The sequence below is a fragment of the Edaphobacter sp. genome, from assembly GCF_028283685.1.
Taxonomy (GTDB): Bacteria; Acidobacteriota; Terriglobia; order Terriglobales; family Acidobacteriaceae; genus Edaphobacter.
Genome location: NZ_JAPWKF010000010.1, coordinates 138429 through 155410, shown reverse-complemented (window position 1 = coordinate 155410; position 16982 = coordinate 138429). Strand labels below are relative to the sequence as shown.

Sequence of the window (16982 nt, the reverse complement as noted above, 5' to 3'; positions counted from 1 at the left end):
TCTTTTCCCGGGCTTATTGCATCTGTAACTGCGTAAAAGAAATTTAATGGTTACATAAAAATTGCCTGAAAGATCGCCTGAAGGAGTTTCATCATGTCCACACCTGCCGTAAGCCCCGTCTCCGCTCCTCTCGTCTCTCTCCGCACCGTCAGCGCCGACGGTGTCAACGTCTTCTACCGCGAGGCGGGCGACGCGGCCGCGCCTGCGATCCTTCTGCTGCATGGCTATCCGACGTCGTCGACGATGTTCCGCGAGCTGATTCCGCGTTTGGCGAAGAAGTATCGCGTAATCGCGCCCGACCTGCCGGGCTTCGGCTTTACCGAGGTGCCTGCGGAGCGCGGCTACCGGTACAGCTTCGACGCGATTGCGAAGACGATCAACGCCTTCGTCGAGGCGATCAAACTGGAGCGCTATGCGATCTATATCTTCGACTACGGCGCGCCGACCGGGCTACGTCTGGCGCTGGCGCACCCGGAGCGGGTGACGGCGATCGTCTCGCAGAACGGCAATGCGTATCTTGAGGGGCTGGGCGATGCCTGGGACCCGATCAAGGCGTACTGGAAGGAGCCGACCGAGGAGCATCGCGAGACGTTGCGCGCCTTCCTGGGCGTTGAGGCTACCCGGTGGCAGTACACGCACGGTGCGCCTGCGGACAGGCCGGTCGATCCGGCAACCTGGACTCTCGATGTGGCGCTGATGCAGCGGCCGGGCAATGCGGATATCCAGCTCGACCTTATGCTGAACTACGCCTCGAACCTTGCGCTGTACCCGGCGTTCCAGGAGTACTTCCGCACGCACCAGCCGCCGACGCTGGCGATCTGGGGGCGGAACGATCCGTTCTTCATTCCTCCGGGCGCCGAGGCTTTCAGGAAGGACAATCCAAACGCCACCGTAACAATGCTGGACACAGGACACTTCGCGCTGGAGACGCACGTGGAGGAGATCGCGGCGGCGATCGATGTGTTGCTGCAAAAGGCGAATGGCTGATGGAAGCAGGCTGCTGATGAGAGCCGGGTGCTTGCGGACAGGTAGAATCGACCGCATGCGCCCGGCTAATTTTTTGTGAGCCGCCGCGATCCGCAAAAGAGGGAAGCGCTGCCACCAATGAAGGACTCTGCTGTTCTGCTGATTACCTGCCCGGACCAGAAGGGTCTGGTGGCTGCTGTGTCGAACGAGCTGTATCGCTTTGGCGCGAACATCATTCACGCCGATCAGCACCGCGATCACGATGAGGGCCTGTTCTTCATGCGGGTGGAGTGGTCGCTGGGCGCACAGGAGCAGGCGTTCGATCTGCAGGCCTTCTCTGAGGCGTTTGCTCCGCTGGCGCGGCAGTACAACATGGATTCGCAGCTGCATGTGAGCGAGATCCGGCCGAGGGTGGCGTTGTTCGTCTCGCAGCATCTGCACTGCCTGGCGGACCTGCTGCATCGTCACCAGATGGGCGAGCTGGAGTGCGAGATTCCGCTCATCATCAGCAATCACGCCGACGGCGAGCCGCTGGCGAAGTTCTATGGCATCCCGTTCCATCATGTCCCGCTGACCGCTGCGAATAAGGCGGAGGGCGAGGCCAAACAGTTTGCGTTGCTGGAGACCGCGGACGTGGAGCTGGTGGTGCTGGCGCGTTACATGCAGATTCTTTCGCCGGAGTTTGTGCGGCGTTATCCCGGCGGAGTGATCAATGTGCACCACTCGTTTCTTCCGGCGTTTATCGGTGCGCGGCCGTATCACGCGGCGTACAAACGCGGCGTGAAGCTGATCGGCGCGACCAGCCACTATGTGACGGAAGAGCTGGATGACGGCCCGATCATCGAGCAGGATGTGGCGCGCATCTCGCACCGCGACCAGGTGGAGGATCTGATCGCGAAAGGCCGCGACCTGGAGCGCGTGGTCTTGTCGCGCGCGGTGCGGTGGCATCTGGACCGGCGGATTCTGCGCTATGGGAACAAGACGGTGATCTTCGATTAGAGTGTTGTCGTCGGAAGAGGAGGCGCATGCTCAGTCGTAGAGAATTTGCCGGAGTGTTGGCCGCATCGGCGTTGTTGACGCGTGTAGGGATGGCGCAGGGATCGTCGCTGGTAAATCGTCTTTCCGTGATGATCTGGGTGCTGCGCAAGCGCGGTAGCTTCGAACAGAACCTTGAGACGGTGGCGAAGGCAGGCTACCGGCACATCGAGCTGATCGGCGAGTTCTGGCAGTGGAGCGATGCCGACCGTGAGCGCTACATGGCGAAGATGGCGGCGCTGGGCATCACGGTCGATGCAACGACGGGGATGAAGCTGGGCTTTGCTGATCCGGCAACAGGCGATGCGTATATCGCGGAGCTGAAGAAGCTGATCGTGGCGGCGAAGCAGGTGAGGTGCTCGCGGCTGATTCTGATGTCGGGCAAGGTGCTGCCGGTTGGAGATGCGGCGCAGCGGGCAGCGTCGGTGGCGACGTTGAAGCGTGCGGCCGAGGTGCTGGAGGCAGAGGGCATGTCTGCATTGCTGGAGCCGATCGATCATCTCGAAAATCCAACGTACTGGATGGATGGCGTGGAGGAGGCGGCGACAATCACGCGCGCTGTGGGCAGCCCGCGGGTGCGGGTGCTTTACGACCTGTATCACGAGCAGCGCACGCGAGGAAATCTGCTGGAGAAGCTGGAGAAGGTGATCGACCAGGTGGACCTTGTGCATGTGGCCGATGTGCCGCGGCGCAGCGATCCCGGAACAGGCGAGATGGCGTGGCCGGTGATCTACCGCAGGCTGAAGGCGCTGAACTATAAGGGCATGGTGGCGATGGAGTTCTACCCTGATGGCGATCCGGTGGAGGGATTGCGGAAGGCGCGTCTGGAAGCGGAGCGGGAGCTGGGGTAGGCTCGTCCCCGAAGTCCGATAAACGCCCTTTGTTGACCGGCCAGCTACAATAAAAGACGACATGGCGCCCGTATCCGAGCTGATCCAGATCGACCTTTCGCCCAGGAAGCCCTCGCCGAAGCCGGTGTGGCTGAAGGCGAAGGCGCCGATGGGCGAGACCTTCCACTCGTTGAAGAAGATGGCGCGCGATCTGAACCTGCACACGGTGTGCGAGTCGGCGCAGTGCCCCAACATCGGCGAGTGCTGGAACCAGAAGGCCGCGACGTTCATGATGCTCGGCAACCTGTGCACGCGGCGCTGCGGCTTCTGCGCGGTGCCCAAGGGCAGGCCGGAGCCGATCGACCAGGATGAGCCGCGCCGCGTGGCCTATGCGGTCGCGCAGCTGGGACTGAATCACGCCGTAATCACCAGCGTGAACCGCGACGATGACAACATCGGCGCAGCGCAGGCGTTTGTGAGAGTGGTGGAAGAGATTCGCGCACAGGCTCCGGGATGCCGCGTGGAGATCCTGACGCCGGACTTCCAGGGCAACGAGGAGTCGCTGCGCAAGGTCGTCGCCGTGCGGCCGGAGATTCTGAACCACAACATCGAGACGGTGCCGCGGCTGTATCGCGTGGCCAAGTCGGGTGGACGCTACGAGAAGTCGCTGCACTTCCTGAAGCACGCCAAAGAGATTGCGGCGGAGATGTTCAACGACCGCGAGGGCGACCAGATCGTCACCAAGACCGGCATCATCGTCGGTCTGGGCGAGGAGATGCACGAGCTGCTGGCGGTCTTCCGCGATCTCGCCGACCGCAAGGTAGATATCCTGACGATCGGGCAGTATCTGCGGCCTTCGCGCGATCACCTGCCGATGGCCCGCTACTACACGCCGGAGGAGTTCGCCTTCCTGAAGCATGAGGCGATGGCGATGGGCTTCAAGCATGTGGAGTCGGGACCGCTGGTGCGATCGAGCTACCACGCGCAGGAGCAGGCGGAGTCGACCGGGCTGGCGTAGAGCATCAGCGCTCGCTCTCCCATCATGCCGAAAGAAAGATCATGCGAAGTACGGATTGAAATTCGTCGAGTGTGAGCGACCCGAGCTGGCCGCGCGACGAGTACGACAGTTATATCGGCCACATAGAAGACAATGCTTGAAGATGACAAGGGCGACCCCGTTGGGTCGCCCTTGCGTGTTGCCTATGGCCTGTCGAGGAACTTAGCTGGCCTTGCTCTTGGAGCGCTTGCTGTAGGCCTCGATGCCAAATTTGTAGTCCAGTGCCGTACCGGCATAGGGGGAGGGGATCTCTTCCTGTGCTGCTGCGATGACGGGGGGCTCGGGGACGGCTTCCGCATGGATGGGCGTGCCTTCCTCTTCGACGGTTTCCTCCGGCCGAAGCGACTTGGGTCGCTCGACGGCGTTGAACTCAATGCCCTCATCGATCATCTGCTGCGCCTTGCGAATGAGCAGGCTGCGCTTGGAGTTCAGCTTGTCGATCGCCGTCGTCTTGTCATCCTCCGACGCGAATGTCCCGAAGTTTTGTTCATGCGCCAGCTTTCGGTCGAGGAGTGAAATCTCCTCGTGAAGCGTCCTGAGCTGGTACTTACCTGAAGGGATGATGGGCATCGGTGTGTTCCTTTACTAAGTTAGATGCGAACTGGGCGGCGGTGCCCGGAAGAAATCACCGAAGAACGAAAAAGGGCGGCTCGATAGCCGCCCTTTTCTTACTGCAATTTCAGGAGATTAGAGAACCTGAACGTTCTCAGCCTGCCAGCCCTTGGGTCCCTTGACCACGTTGAACTGAACGGCCTGGCCTTCCTGGAGCGAACGGAAGCCGTTCGTCTGGATTGCGGAGTAGTGAACGAATACATCCTCACCACCGTTGCGGCTCAGAAAGCCAAAACCCTTAGCGTCGTTGAACCACTTAACTGTTCCCTGTTCCATGTTGATTATTCCTTTGCTGCTGAATTAATGTACCGCTGAACTCATGTGGTGTTGTTTGCGAGTAGAGCGGTGCAGCCAGAACTAGCAAGAACCACGTCAGTATCCGACGATCAATAACAGTATATACTCCTGTTCGGATTTTTCTAGAAGATTTTCTGGACGATCAGCCGAGCCTGTTGGCGCTATTGGTTTTGCTGTGGTTGCAGGAGGCGAACGTTGCCATTTCTTCGTATCTCCATGATAACGCTGGTTTTTTCCTGCGGCTTGGCGGCGCAGCAGCCGCAGGCGGTGACCCATGCCCCGGACGGCGGCGTGCGCAGGATGCTGGAGAGCCTGACGGTGCCCGCCACGCCGAACGCTCCATTCTCGGCCACCGTGACCACGGAGTGGACGACGATCCTGGTGGATGGAAGCAAGCAGACCAGCTGGAATCATCGGCTGATCGCCCGCGACAGCTCGGGGCGGGTCTTTCAGGAGCGGCGCTACTTTATGCCGGACGGCGATAAGGTGACGACGCCGCTGAACGAGGTCGATTACGTCGACCCGAACCGGCATGAGATCGAGGTCTGCCGTCCTCAGCCGAAGGTCTGTTACGAGCGCTCGTATCGGGAGCCCCCCGCGACGAAGCCGATGGCCTCGGGGGCGTTGCCCGGCGGCCGGGGATCGGTGAAAGAGGAGAGCCTGGGCCACCGGTCGATCGATGGAGTGGACGCGGAGGGCTCACGCGAGATCACGACGTTGAACGCGGGCGTGGATGGGCTGGAGCGCGAGGAGCCGGTGGTGAAGGAGTTCTGGTACTCGGAGCGGCTGGGGCTGAACGTGGTGACGAAGCGGTTCGATCCGCGCAGCGGCGCGCAGAACATCATCCTGAGCGGCATCAGCCAAAGCGAGCCGGACCCGAAGCTGTTCGTGGTGCCGGAGGGCTATCGCATCGTAAAGATGGAGCCGTAGGCAAAGCTCAGGCGTGATTCACGAAAGCCACTTCAGCAGGCGAATGATGCCCATCTCGGCGGGCCTGGAGTGGGCGGAGACGTCCTTGCGGGAGTGGATGGCCTGGCGCTGGGTGGAGTAGTAGCGGTAGGCCTCGACCATCATCTGTTGATTGGTGACGGTGGGGAGCCAGTTGAGCCGCTCGCGGATGCGGGTCGTGTCGAAGATGAAGTCCTCGGCGATCATGCGGTAGTGATATGGCCCCAGCGGGGAGACGCCGAGCTTGTGCGCAAGCTTCATCGCCGCGATGGTCGGCGCTTTAGGCAGCTGGGCGACGCGGGCTTTGGTGCCGGCCGACTGGATGACTGCCTCGTAGACCTCGCGCAGCGAGCAGACGTTCTCCGAGCCGATGTGGAAGAGGTCTGACTGTGGGTAGTCCATGGCCTGAATGCAGGCGGTGGCGAGGTCCTGCGCGTAGATGAACTGATAGCGGTTGCCGCCGGAGCCGACGACCCAGACCTTTTTCCCATCGTCGATGAACTCGAAGAGGATGGCGAGCAGGCCGAGGCGGCCGCTGTCGATGATGGTGGGGCAGCGGATGGTAATGATATTGAGATCGGCCTGGAACTGCTGCAGGGCCTGCTCTCCGGCCAGCTTGGAGCGGCCGTAGAGTTCGACCGGCGCGGGAATCTCATCTTCGCGGACCTCGTGGCCGAGGTTGGATGCCCACAGGCAGTTGGTGGAGGTGAAGACGAGCTGGCGAACGCCGTGGGTGCGGCAGGCCTCGGCGATGTTGCGGGTTCCGTCGACGTTGGAGCTCCAGAGCTCCTGGTCGCTGATGGTGTCGTGCGCCAGCATGGCGGCGCAGTGCTGGACGGCGTCGAAGCGGCCCTTGGCGAAGAGGGAGTCGAGCAGCGCGGCGTCACGAATGTCGCCCTGGATGCTGGTGAGGGCGGGGTGGGTGTCGGTGTCGGCCACGAGGTCGATGTTGGTGACGGTGTGGCCTTCGGCGAGGAGACGGCGCTTGAGGACGCCGCCGAAGAAGCCGGAGCCGCCGGTGACGAGGATGTTTTTCTGCTTCTGCATTAGCGTGCGAGAGCTCCGGTGGCTTCGTGCGACGGGGACTGTTTCTTTGACGATGTTGCCGATTGGAAGAGGAAGACGATCAGCACCGTCATGATGGGCTCGATGGGATGGCGAAAGCGCGCCTGCACCGTGACGATGTAATAGGGCGCGGGCAGGATGAGGAAGATGGCGGTGAAGAGGCCGGAGGCCGGAACGCGCTGGCGCAGGGAGAGGGCGAGTCCCATCAATGCTGCCGTGCAGATGAAGCAATAGTTCAGGCGGCGGGTGGCCTCGACGAGGATGCCGTGGTCTTCCGGCTTGGGAACGCCGAACCAGAAGAAGTAGACCCGCTTGATGGCGTAGCGGACGAAGCGGCCGTGGTTGGCGGCGATGAGAGCGTTCGCTTCGACGTTGCGTTCGCGGACGTAGGCCAGTTCGCCCATCTGCCGGTAGCGCTTGTACTCAGGGGCATCGACCTCGGCGGGGATGGTGGTGCCCCAGGAGAAGGCCTCGTTGGAGGGCAGCATCGACTGGTACATCTCCGCGCCAAGGTTGCCGCGGGTGGGGATGAACGCGTGGAAGACGACCCAGTTGCGATAGACCCAGGGGGTGACGCAGGCGAGGAAGAGCACTCCGGCCAGCGCGGCGCGACCCAGGCCCTGGGTCAGCTGCGAGCCGCTGCGCGAGCCCATCAGTATCCAGATAGCCGTGACGGGCAGTACCAGGATGACGGAGGGGTTGGCGAGGAAGATGGCCGCCCAGAGGAGACCGAAGACGCTCCAGAGAAGGAGGTCGTTGTGGCGTTGTGATTCGTCGTCCTCGCCGATGCGGCGCAGGCGCAGCGCGATGACGATGATCCAGGTGAAGGCGCAGGTGGTCAGCGACATCTCCCAGAACCAGCGCACAGCGTATTGCATGGCGGCGGGGTAGAGAGTCCAGATCCAGCCGGACCAGAGGGCGACGCGGCGTCCGAGCCCGCGGGAGTCGTAGCAGCGATGGGCGATCTCGTAGATGGCCGGGGCCATGGCGGCGGAGAGGACGCTGTTGATCGCCAGCAGGACGAAGGCGGAGAGCGCGGTATAGACGCCGAAGACCTTGAAGACGGCGGCCATCAGCAGCGGATAGAGCGGCGCCAGCCAGGCGGTCGGGCCGGAGTGGCCGGTGAAGGGGTCGGCGTAGCCGTAACCAGTGACCAGGGCGCGGGCGATGCGCCCGGCCTCCCAGCCGAACTGGAAGTGATCGTTGAGCGGGCGGACGTGGTAGGGCCGTACGACCAGGATATAGAGGATGCGGATGGCGAGGCCGACCCAGAACAGACGCCAGCGCAGGCGGCGGGAGCCTTCCTCGGAGTCGTCCCCGGCCTTCATCCAGGCCCACAGTCGTTCGAGCTTCACACTTTTGATTCTACCGGGGCGCATAGGCGGTCTCTGACATGATGGAAGAGGTTTCTTTTGAGAAGAGGAGTAAAGATTTTGAGCGACGTACGAATTGGCGTGAAGAGGCTGGTGGCGGAGGCGAAGCTGCCGCGCTATGCCCATACAGACGAGTATGGTGACCTGGCAGCCGACATGTATGCCTCCGAAGGCATGATTCTGGAGCCGGGAACGACAGTACCCGTGCCGACGGGCGTTGCGATGGAGTTTCCGTCGACCCACGGGGCGCTGGTAGAAGACCGTTCGGGGCTGGCGGTGAAGGGGATTACGACGCTCGCGGGGGTGATCGACCCCGGCTATCGCGGCGAGATCCGTATTGTGGTGACGAACCTGAGCGCACAGGCGATGGAGATCAAGCAGGGCGACCGCATCGCGCAGCTCAGGATCGTGCGGCGGATCGAGGCGGAGTTCGTCGAGGTGGACGAGATCGGCGAAGCCACGCGCGGCGTTGGAGGGTTCGGCAGCACAGGACTGCGGTAGAGAGCGACGAAGAAAAACCGGGGATGGGAGCGGGGTTTGGCGTGCACCGGGGGCAGGGCATTTGTCCTTGCCAACTCACGTACAATGAAGGTAAGCGATCATGGCAAATCTTCAGGCAGAACAGCCCAAGACGGTACCGACTCCAGCGACCATCACCCCGGAGCTGTTGAAGCAGCACAGCATTACCCCGGACGAATACAAACGGATTGAAGAGGCCCTTGGCCGAGTACCCAGCCTTACGGAGCTGGGTATTTTTTCGGTCATGTGGTCCGAGCACTGCTCGTACAAGTCCTCGCGCGTTCATTTGAAACGGCTTCCCACCAGCGGCGAGCGTACGAGCGGACCGGGCAGCGTGGTGCAGGGGCCGGGCGAGAACGCCGGCATTATCGACGTGGGCGATGGCTGGGCCTGCGCCTTCAAGATCGAAAGCCACAACCACCCCAGCTACATCGAGCCCTACCAGGGCGCGGCGACGGGCGTGGGCGGCATTCTGCGCGACATCTTCACGATGAACGCACGCCCCCTGGCCGTCATGGATTCGCTGCGCTTCGGCCCGCTCGATGAGACGGAGACCGACCCGGTGCTCCGCGCCAAGAACCACCAGGTGGCGACGGGTGTGGTTCACGGTGTCGCAGGCTACGGCAACTGCTTCGGCGTGCCGAACCTCGGCGGCGAGACGCGCTTTGAGCCCTGTTACTCCGGCAATCCTCTGCTGAATGCGTTTGCGCTTGGGCTGGTGAAGACGGACGAGATCTTCTACGCCAAGGCCGTCGGTATCGGCAACCCCGTGATCTACGTCGGCGCCAAGACCGGCCGCGACGGTATCCACGGCGCGACGATGGCCAGCGAAGAGTTCACCGAAGGCTCTGAGCAGAAGCGCCCCAACGTGCAGATGGGCGATCCGTTTCTGGAGAAGCTGCTGCTCGAGGCCTGTATCGAGGCGATGGCCACAGGCGCCGTCCTCGGCATTCAGGACATGGGCGCGGCTGGCCTCACCTGCTCCACCTGCGAGATGGGCGCACGCGGCGGCCTCGGCCTTACCGTGGAGCTCGACCGTGTGCCGCAGCGCGAGACCGGCATGACCAGCTACGAGATCATGCTGTCGGAGTCGCAGGAGCGCATGCTGCTGGTGGCCGACAAGGACCGCGCCACCGAAGTGCTGGACGTCTTCTCGAAGTGGGGGCTTGATGCATCGATCGTCGGCCACGTCACGCAGACGCCGAACATGCACATCACGCAGGGCGGCGTTCTTGTAGCCGACATTCCGAACCAGTTCCTGACCGACGATGCTCCGGTGTATCACCGTCCTGTGGGCGAGTGGAAGGCTCCGGTGCCGCTCGATCCTCCGGCAGAGGTTCTGGCCGAGCTCGAGAAGCCGCGCGACTACACCGCCGACCTCAAGAAGCTGCTGGCCTCGGCCAACATCTGCGACAAGCGCTGGGTCTACGAGCAGTACGACAGCATGGTGCAGACCAACACGGTGCAGGGCCCCGGCGGCGAAGCCGGCGTCATGCGCATCAAGGGCACCGGCACCAAGGGCCACGAGCGCGGTCTCGCGATGGCTCTCGCAGGCAACGGTCGTTGGACGTACCTCGACCCGAAGCTTGGCGCGATGCATGCTGTAGCCGAGGCCGCTCGCAAGGTCGCCTGTACCGGCGCAACACCCGTCTCCGCGACGAACTGCCTCAACTTCGGCAATCCCGAAAAGCCGGAGATCATGGCGCAGCTCTCGAACGCCATCGACGGCATCGCGGAAGCCTGCACCGCTCTGGGCACACCCATTACCGGCGGCAACGTCTCGCTCTACAACGAGACCAAGGGCGTCGGCATTTATCCGACTCCGGTGCTCGGCATCGTTGGCATCATCGATGATGTGACAAAGGCTGTGCCGGCTGCATTCCAAAAGGCGGGAGACACGGTGCTGTTCCTCTCTGCGCTGACGGGCAAAGGCCGCAGCGCGAAGCAGGACCTGGGATCCACCGACTTCGCGAAGACGGTTCTGGGCGAGCTTTGGGGCGCTCCCCCCGCGTTCGACATTAGTGAAGAGGCCGCGCTGCACAAGGCGCTGGTGGCTCTGTCGAAGAAGGGGCTGCTCAACTCGGCGACGGATCTTTCCGATGGTGGCTGTGCGACGGCGTTTGCCAAGAGCTGCTTTACGCGCAACCTGGGCGTGAAGGTCGCGATGAAGATGGAGTCGGATGATCCATTCCTTCTGGTCGAACGCCTGTTCAGCGAGGTTGGCTCCTCGGTGATCGCAACGGCGGATCCGGCGAAGGTTGAGGAGATTCAGACAGCGCTGAAGGAAGTTGGAGGCGTCTGGGCCTTCGCCATCGGCGAAGTGACGGGTAGCGATTACACCGTCGAGGTGAACGGCAAGACACTGATTCATGCTCCGGTAAGCGAGCTGAAGTCGGTGTGGTCTGGGGCTCTGAATGCGCAGCTGGCAGAAGAAGTGGTGATGGCATGAGCGACGTTTTGAATCAGGACAAGCTTATGGCGTTGGGGCTGGAAGCAGATTCTGCTTCGCTACGGAATGACATGACCACGGTTGGTGTGACGGCGTGCAATCACAACGCGCTCTCTATCGACGCGCAGGACGAAGACGACTCCACCCCGTTCGACAAGCTCCGCGAAGAGTGCGGCGTGATGGCCATCTACAACCACGCCGATGCGGCGCGCATGACCTACTGGGGCCTCTACTCGCTGCAGCATCGCGGGCAGGAGTCGGCGGGCATTGCGACGGCCGATGGTCACAATGTGAACGACATGAAGGGCATGGGCCTGGTCTCGGAGATCTTTACCGATCCCGTGCTGGCCAAGCTGCCCGGGCATATTGCCATCGGCCACACGCGTTACTCGACGACCGGCGACTCGGCGCTGTTGAACGCGCAGCCCATCTCGGTGGAGTCGACCAAGGGCCTGATTGCGATTGCGCACAACGGCAACCTGGTGAACCTCGGCAACTCGCGTGAGCGGCTGGAGCGCGATGGCGCGGTCTTCCAGACGACCTCGGACTCGGAGATCATCATTCAGCTGATCGCGCACTCCAAGGCGACGACGCTGGTGGACTGCATCGCCGATTCGCTGTCGCAGGTGGAGGGTGCATTTTCGATCGTGATGATGACGCGCAACCGTCTGTTCGCGGCGCGCGACCCCCACGGTCTGCGACCGCTCTCGATGGGCCGCATCAAGGGTGAAAACGGCGAGCCGGATACGTTTGTGTTTGCGTCGGAGACCTGCGCGTTCGACCTGCTGCACGCCAAGTACGAGCGTGACGTGGAGCCGGGCGAGCTGGTGATGGTGTCGGAGGACGGCGTGACATCGCGTCACTTCGCCAAGTCGTCGACGCCTAAGGCCAGCTGCGTCTTCGAGCACGTGTACTTCGCGCGTCCCGACTCGCGCATCTTCGGCCGTTGGGTGCAGAAGAGCCGCGACGAGATGGGCCGACAGCTGGCACGTGAGTCGGGCGTACCTGCCGATCTCGTGGTTCCGGTGCCGGACTCCGGTGTGACGGCTGCTCTTGGGTACGCCGCTGAATCGGGCATCCCATTCAACTTCGGCCTCATCCGCAACCACTACGTTGGCCGTACGTTCATTCAGCCCGAGCAGCGCGTGCGCGACTTCGGCGTACGCATGAAGCTGAACCCGATGCGTTCGCTGCTCGAAGGCAAGCGCGTGATCCTGATCGACGACTCGATCATCCGCGGGACGACGTCGCGCAAGATCGTCCGCATGGTGCGGGCGGCCGGTGCGACCGAGGTGCACATGCGCATCTCGTGCCCGCCGACTATCTCGCCCTGCTTCTATGGCGTGGATACGCCTTCGAAGAAGGACCTGATCGCGGCGAACAAGTCGGTCGAAGAGATCCGCGAATTCATCGAAGCGGATTCGCTCGCGTACATCTCGCTGGTCGGATCTGACGCACGCCTGCACGACGGGCGAGCCTGTCGATGGCCTGTCGCCGGGCGACTTCTGCACGGCGTGTTACACGGGCGACTACCCGACGGACTGGGTGGATGTGCGTGAGATTCTGCCTGCGGTGACCACGGTTTAGTTGCAGGCTGTAAATCGAGAAGGGCCCGGCGGAGAATGTTCCCGCCGGGCCTTTCTGTTTGTGGTGTGCGTAAGACCGTTTAGCGCAGCTTCAATCCATTCAGGTAATCGAAGTCGATCTTCATGGCTTCGAAGGTGGGGAGCTTGGTCTCATCCTGATCGACGAAGGCGAGCTTGACGCCCTGCGCACGGGCCTGCGAGATGAGCGGCGCCCAGTCGATCGATCCTTTGCCCAGCTCGGTGATGTGCTGCTCGTCCTGCGGACGATAGTTGACGGGTGAGTCGGCGACGCGATCTTTCAGATGAATCATCACCAGGCGATTCCTGTACTTCTTCATCATCATGGCCGGGTCCTGGCCTGCCTGGATCAGCCAGTAGAGATCGAACTCCAGCTTCACCAGATCGTCGTCGGTGTTCTTCATCAGGACGTCGAAGCCGGTTTCGCCGTCGGGCAGGCGCTTGAACTCGTAGTTATGGTTGTGAAAGACGAGCTTCATGCCGGCGTTGCGTACCAGCTTGCCCCACTCGTTCAGGTTGTAGGCCGCGGCTTTGAAGTTGCCCGGTCCGCCCCAGTACTTCTCGGGCAGGATGCTGCAGACCATGTACTTGAGGCCGAGCTCCTTGGCATAGCCGATCCTCGCCGGGATGCTGTCGAAGTCGAAGTGCGCGGAGTCGTGGCCGAGACCGGCGTCTTCGACCATGGCCTTCAGCTCCGCGGCCTGGTGCGTGTAAGCGATGGGGTAAAGCTCGACTTGCGTGAAGCCTATCGCGCGAATCTTCTTCAGTACGCCGGCAAGATCCTTTGGAGCCTCCTTGCGCACCATGTACAGCTGCACACCGTAATCGATGCCGTCGTGGGCTCCGGCGGCGAAGGCGCTGGTGGCGCGAAGGGTGCAGCCGGCGGCTGCTGCTGCGGCGGAGAGACGAAGAAAATCACGGCGTGTGGTCATGGTCATTATGTTAGCGGGTCTCGGTGGCAGTGGGATGCGATGCAGTGTACTCGGAGCAGCAGGTCTTGCCCGAGGGAGTGAACTCCATGTACTCGATGCGGGTCAGGTCGGGATCGAAGAGGTTGAGCTGGACCTTGCCATCGCGGCCAAGGCGGCTGGCGGTGCAGTTGGTGCCGGTGCAGCCGTTGCGCTCGAGCGCGGCGATGGCGTCGGCCATATGCGCGACGCCGAGGGAGATGTGGTCGCTGGAGCCGAGCTGTTTGGGCGCAAGGGTGCGGGCCGTTGTTGAGCATGTACTCCAGCCAGTCGGAGCCGTCGGGCACCTGCTGGGCAACGTAGTCGGTGCTGGTGTCGTCGCGGCCGCCGTGCCAGTAGGGCCGAAAGCCGAGCAGCTCGCGGTAGAAGGCGTTCTCTTTTGCCTGGTCCTGCACGACGAAGCCGGCGTGGATCATGCGACGCGAGACGGCGGTTGCGGGGACGGGCGGAGGTACGGCAGCTTGCTTGACCTGCTGCACGAAGACGATGAGATTGCCTTCGGGGTCGAGCACGCTGAAGCGGCCGTCGTGAAGCTCGTCGACGATGGCGATGTGATGAGCCTTGAGATAGCGCTCGAGCGAGCGGGCATCGCGCGTCATGAAGCCGACTGCGGCCTGGCGCGAGACAGGGGCAGGCGAGGGCAGCGGCGCGACCTCGATCCACTGCAGATCGTTGACGGGGTAGCGCGTGATGTCGCCGGCCTTGCTGGAGCTGTAGCCGAGGGTCTTCGCGTAAAACTCGTCGGAGGCAGTGGCGTCGGCGGTGTAGAAGCGGACGAAGGCGACGCCGGTGATGGCGGGCCGCTTCTGCGCTACAGCGAGAGGAGCGCACGCAGCGAGAAGCGTGCAGAAGAAAAGAGTTTTCACGCGCAAACTTTAGCGGTGCTGATATGCGGGCGTCAACCGAGCCTAACTTCTGCGGTAGCTCGCAAATCTCGATGGTTCTGACGCCCTTCGATGTCGTTGTGGGCGTAGTGGTGACCTGGAGCTTAGCGTGTCGTTGATTGTCTGTCTGCCGCTGGCGCCTTCCGTAGATGGGTAGGCCAGCCGATGCGCACCAGCACGCCGTCAGGGTCGGAGAGTGCGAATTCGTACATGCCCCAGGTCTTGTCTTCGGGGCCTCCCGTGGAGCCGAGGATCTCGCCGACAAAGCTGGCAGCGAGCGCATCGACCTCTTCGCTGTAGAGATAGATGCCGAAGGGATTCTCTTCGGGGCGCACCCAGCCTTCGACGGCGGGGTTCAGATGCAGGTGGGCGCCTTTGCCGTCGGAGAGGATGCGGTATTCCGCATAGACGGCGCCATCGCCGCGGGTGAAGCCGAGGCGGTTGTAGAAGGCCTCCGAGGCATCAAGATCGTTGCAGGGCAGGATGGCGGTCAGGGTATGTGCGGCTGCGGCTTCCGCGTTCGAGGTTGTCTCCAGGGCGGTCCTCCCTTCGCTGGCTCAAATTATAGGGTGAGGTGCACGCGAATATCCGGCCAGACGAGCCAGTTGCGGCTGAGCGGAACGGCTCCGTGACGGCTGAGGAAGCGCACGATGTTCTCGTTGTCGGTGTCGCAGTTGATGCAGATGCGAAAGGCATCGTGCTCGGCGAACCACGCCGCGAGCTGATGAAAGAGCCGCGAGGCAATGCCGAGACCGCGATAGGGTGGCAGTACGCTGATCCATTGCAGCTCACCGTGGCAGTCGTAGCGGCGGCTGAGGTGCCCGGCGACCAGGCCGACCGGATCGTCATCACCCAGGGAGGCGGTATAGATAACGCGCGGCGCGAGGGCGTCGAGCGGATTGTAGAGGCCATCGAGGTAGGAGGCGAAACGCTGCGTCCAGAAATCGGTGGTGCCCCAGTCGGTGGCACGGATGGCGGCGAGGGCAGGGATATCGCTTCGGTCTGCCTGGCGTAGAACAACCGTGCTCAAAGCGGGATACCTCGGGAAGAGTCGTTCGCTACAGGGCCAGTGCGCGGTGGCCGATGTCGCGGCGATATTGCATCCCGTCAAACGAGATGTCTTGCATGCGCCGATAAATCCTGTCGAGCGCCTCCCTGAGATCGGGCGCGGCGGCGGAGACGGCAAGCACGCGGCCTCCGGCGGTGACAAGCTCCCTATTTTTGATGGCAGTTCCAGCATGGAAGACCATCACGCCGTCCTCTTTATTTTCGGCACCGTGGATGATTTTGCCCGAGGCGTACTTGCCGGGATATCCGCCGGAGGCGGCGATGACGGTCGCCGAGGCGCCGGGCTTGAGGCGGATGACGAGCGAGTCGGCGGTCTGGTCGATGGAGGCGTTGAAGAGATCGAGGATGTCGGTTTCGAGGCGAAGCACGATGGCTTCGGTCTCGGGATCGCCCCAGCGGGTGTTGAACTCGAGCACCATGGGGCCGCGTGGCGTCATCATCAGGCCGATGAAGAGGATGCCGCGGAAGGGGTTATTCTCCGCCGCCATGCCGTCTACGGTCTTCTGGGCGACGTGGGCGGTGATCCACTGGCGCATGGCCGGGGTGACCAGGCCGTCGGTGGAGTAGGCTCCCATGCCGCCGGTATTGGGGCCGGTGTCGCCTTCGCCCACGCGCTTGTGATCCTGTGCGGCGGCGATAGGCACGGCGCGCTTGCCGTCGCACAGCGCAAAGAAGCTGACCTCTTCGCCGGTCAAGAATTCTTCCAGCACGATCTCGGTCTCCTGCGCGCCGAGCAGGGCGCCGGAGAACATCTCGGCGCAGGTGCGCTCAGCCTCAAGCCGGGCGTTGCAGATGACGACGCCCTTGCCGGCGGCGAGGCCGGAGGCCTTTACGACGACGGGCAGGGTAAAGCGGTCGAGCTCGCGGTTGACCTCGTCCATGTTGGTGCAGAGGGCGTGGGCTGCGGTAGGGATGCCGTGGCGATCCATGAAGGCCTTCGCAAAGGCCTTGGAGGACTCCAGCTGGGCTGCGGCCTGCGTGGGGCCGAAGACGCGAAGTCCGCGCGACTGGAGCTGGTCGACGAGGCCAAGCGAAAGAGGGACCTCGGGTCCGACGACGGTGAGTTCGGGCTGCTCGAGGGCAACGAGGTTGACCATGGCTTCGACGTTGTTGACGTCGACGGGGGTGCAGCGGGCGATCTGGACGATGCCGCCGTTGCCGGGCGCGGCGACGATCTCGGTGACGGAGGGTGAGTTTGTGAGTGCCCAGATGAGAGCGTGTTCGCGTCCGCCGCCGCCGATAACCAGAACCTTCATGTCGCTGTCTGCTCCTTGCTTTATAGACCCCTCCCCCCGGTACTTTTTACG

At 62.8% G+C, this 16982-nt stretch carries 16 protein-coding genes and 1 pseudogene; 8 read left to right on the top strand and 9 right to left on the bottom strand.

Going from position 1 to position 16982, the window contains the following annotated elements:
* Positions 1 to 93: 93 nt before the first annotated feature.
* From PW789_RS18720 to lipA, 4 genes are all read left to right on the top strand, one after another.
* Complete coding sequence (locus PW789_RS18720; RefSeq protein ID WP_299379656.1) at positions 94 to 987, top strand: alpha/beta fold hydrolase; 894 nt, start codon at positions 94 to 96, stop codon at positions 985 to 987.
* Positions 988 to 1104: 117 nt separating this feature from the next.
* Positions 1105 to 1965 carry a formyltetrahydrofolate deformylase gene (gene purU / locus PW789_RS18715; RefSeq protein ID WP_299379655.1) on the top strand — a complete coding sequence of 287 codons (861 nt, stop codon included), beginning with the start codon at positions 1105 to 1107 and terminating at the stop codon, positions 1963 to 1965.
* Between the two features lie 26 nt (positions 1966 to 1991).
* Positions 1992 to 2852 (top strand): TIM barrel protein, encoded by an 861-nt coding sequence (locus PW789_RS18710; protein ID WP_299379652.1) that lies wholly within the window; start codon positions 1992 to 1994, stop codon positions 2850 to 2852.
* A 61-nt stretch (positions 2853 to 2913) separates the two neighbouring features.
* Positions 2914 to 3849 carry a lipoyl synthase gene (gene lipA, locus PW789_RS18705; protein WP_299379650.1) on the top strand — a complete coding sequence of 312 codons (936 nt, stop codon included), beginning with the start codon at positions 2914 to 2916 and terminating at the stop codon, positions 3847 to 3849.
* A 201-nt stretch (positions 3850 to 4050) separates the two neighbouring features.
* On the opposite strand, the gene PW789_RS18700 is transcribed toward lipA, so the two are convergent.
* Together PW789_RS18700 and PW789_RS18695 are read right to left on the bottom strand one after the other, a co-directional pair.
* Complete coding sequence (locus tag PW789_RS18700) at positions 4051 to 4458, bottom strand: hypothetical protein (protein ID WP_299379648.1); 408 nt, start codon at positions 4456 to 4458, stop codon at positions 4051 to 4053.
* A 117-nt stretch (positions 4459 to 4575) separates the two neighbouring features.
* A complete protein-coding gene (locus PW789_RS18695; protein ID WP_299379645.1) occupies positions 4576 to 4776 on the bottom strand; it encodes a cold-shock protein in 201 nt (66 codons plus the stop codon).
* 216 nt (positions 4777 to 4992) lie between these two features.
* On the opposite strand from PW789_RS18695, the gene PW789_RS18690 reads away from it, so the two are divergent.
* Entirely contained in the window at positions 4993 to 5727 is a 735-nt protein-coding gene (locus PW789_RS18690; RefSeq protein ID WP_299379642.1) for a hypothetical protein, read from the top strand.
* 18 nt (positions 5728 to 5745) lie between these two features.
* On the opposite strand, the gene PW789_RS18685 is transcribed toward PW789_RS18690, so the two are convergent.
* Positions 5746 to 6792 (bottom strand): NAD(P)-dependent oxidoreductase, encoded by a 1047-nt coding sequence (locus PW789_RS18685; RefSeq protein WP_299379639.1) that lies wholly within the window; start codon positions 6790 to 6792, stop codon positions 5746 to 5748.
* A complete protein-coding gene (locus tag PW789_RS18680) occupies positions 6792 to 8165 on the bottom strand; it encodes a hypothetical protein (RefSeq protein WP_299379636.1) in 1374 nt (457 codons plus the stop codon). The genes PW789_RS18685 and PW789_RS18680 overlap by 1 nt, the downstream gene beginning before the upstream one ends.
* A gap of 78 nt (positions 8166 to 8243) precedes the next feature.
* On the opposite strand from PW789_RS18680, the gene dut reads away from it, so the two are divergent.
* The 3 genes and pseudogenes from dut (at position 8244) to purF (ending at position 12738) form a co-directional block, all read left to right on the top strand.
* Entirely contained in the window at positions 8244 to 8684 is a 441-nt protein-coding gene (gene dut / locus PW789_RS18675; RefSeq protein WP_299379633.1) for a dUTP diphosphatase, read from the top strand.
* Between the two features lie 100 nt (positions 8685 to 8784).
* Positions 8785 to 11151, top strand: a complete 2367-nt coding sequence (gene purL, locus PW789_RS18670) for a phosphoribosylformylglycinamidine synthase subunit PurL (RefSeq protein WP_299379630.1) — start codon at positions 8785 to 8787, stop codon at positions 11149 to 11151.
* Positions 11152 to 11330: 179 nt separating this feature from the next.
* Positions 11331 to 12738 (top strand): annotated as a pseudogene (gene purF / locus PW789_RS18665) (amidophosphoribosyltransferase).
* 79 nt (positions 12739 to 12817) lie between these two features.
* Here the strand turns inward: purF and PW789_RS18660 are convergent.
* The 5 genes from PW789_RS18660 to purD all read right to left on the bottom strand — a co-directional run bounded on the left by PW789_RS18660 (position 12818) and on the right by purD (position 16931).
* Entirely contained in the window at positions 12818 to 13687 is an 870-nt protein-coding gene (locus tag PW789_RS18660) for a sugar phosphate isomerase/epimerase (protein ID WP_299379624.1), read from the bottom strand.
* Positions 13688 to 13692: 5 nt separating this feature from the next.
* Complete coding sequence (locus PW789_RS18655) at positions 13693 to 14589, bottom strand: VOC family protein (RefSeq protein WP_299379621.1); 897 nt, start codon at positions 14587 to 14589, stop codon at positions 13693 to 13695.
* A 122-nt stretch (positions 14590 to 14711) separates the two neighbouring features.
* The gene (locus PW789_RS18650; RefSeq protein ID WP_299380378.1) at positions 14712 to 15089 is read right to left on the bottom strand and encodes a VOC family protein; all 378 of its coding nucleotides are present in this window, start codon (positions 15087 to 15089) and stop codon (positions 14712 to 14714) included.
* 80 nt (positions 15090 to 15169) lie between these two features.
* Positions 15170 to 15637, bottom strand: a complete 468-nt coding sequence (locus tag PW789_RS18645) for a GNAT family N-acetyltransferase (RefSeq protein ID WP_299379617.1) — start codon at positions 15635 to 15637, stop codon at positions 15170 to 15172.
* Between the two features lie 28 nt (positions 15638 to 15665).
* On the bottom strand, positions 15666 to 16931 hold the full coding sequence (gene purD, locus PW789_RS18640; protein ID WP_299379613.1) for a phosphoribosylamine--glycine ligase: 1266 nt from the start codon (positions 16929 to 16931) through the stop codon (positions 15666 to 15668).
* Positions 16932 to 16982: the final 51 nt, after the last annotated feature.